Source organism: Parafrankia sp. FMc2 (genome assembly GCF_041008525.1).
Classification (GTDB): Bacteria; Actinomycetota; Actinomycetes; order Frankiales; family Frankiaceae; genus Parafrankia.
On sequence record NZ_JBFLUG010000436.1, the window covers coordinates 1 to 980 of the forward strand.

At 74.9% G+C, this 980-nt stretch carries 2 protein-coding genes; one reads left to right on the forward strand and one right to left on the reverse strand.

Going from position 1 to position 980, the window contains the following annotated elements; genetic code table 11:
- Positions 1 to 46: 46 nt before the first annotated feature.
- Positions 47 to 337, forward strand: coding sequence for a SelT/SelW/SelH family protein (locus AB1460_RS37790; protein WP_026310715.1), 291 nt, complete (start codon positions 47 to 49; stop codon positions 335 to 337).
- Between the two features lie 150 nt (positions 338 to 487).
- On the opposite strand, the gene AB1460_RS37795 is transcribed toward AB1460_RS37790, so the two are convergent.
- A partial coding sequence (locus AB1460_RS37795; RefSeq protein WP_368967383.1) for a CAP domain-containing protein occupies positions 488 to 980 on the reverse strand: 493 nt, incomplete at its 5' end.

Consider the following 980-nt stretch of genomic DNA (forward strand, 5'->3'; position numbering starts at 1 on the left):
GTAGGCAGCGGGAGAGGAGGATAAGGGACAGGGGTAGGGGTCGGCCGTGACCGGTGAGGCCAGGCAGGAGCGCCCCCGGGTGGAGATCGAGTACTGCACCCGCTGCAGGTGGCTGCCGCGGGCGGCCTGGCTGGCACAGGAACTGCTGACCACGTTCGAGGCCGAGCTGGGTGCGGTCGCCCTCGTCCCCGGCACGGGTGGCGTGTTCACCGTGCGGGTGGACGGCGAGGTGCTCTGGGACCGGGCGGAGCAGGGCTTCCCCGAGCCGTCCGCGGTGAAGCGTGCCCTGCGCGACCGGGTCGCCCCGGACCGCCCGCTGGGCCACGTCGAGCGCTGACCCCGTCGACCACGGGCCGACGGGGCCCGCCGCCCGCGCGCCCGAAGCCCGCGCTCCGGACAGTCCGCACACCGGAGGCCCACCCCCCTGGACGTCCCGGGGCACCACGATGTGGCACCCCGGGACGTCCGTCAGGGGCGGAGGTTCGGCCTACCGGCGGCCGAAGGCCTGCGTCCAGTAGTGGCGGTAGGTGCCGCCGCCCTGGGCGTAGCCGACACCGAGGTGCGTGTATGCGCAGTTGACGATGTTTGCCCGGTGCCCGGAGCTGTTCATCCACATCTGGATGGTGGCTGCCGGGGTCGTCGAGCCGGCGGCGATGTTCTCGCCAACGTAGCCGTTCGGCCAGCCGGCGGCCTGGGCCCGGCTGCCCGCGGTGCTGCCGTTCTGGCCGGTGTGGCTGAAGTAGTTGTTCGTCGCCATGTCCGCGGAGTGCGCCTGGGCCGCGGCGGTCAGACTGGCGTCGAACGCGAGCGGGCCGCAGCCGGCCCGCTGCCGCTCGACGTTGGTGAGCCGCAGGACCTCGTCCTGCGGGGTGCCGGACCCCGGCGGGTTCGCCGGCGGCGTGGTGGCCGGCGGCGGAGGCGGGGGGTTCTGCGTCGGGGGGTTCGCCGGCGGCGTGGTCGGTGCCGGCGAACCCCCCGAC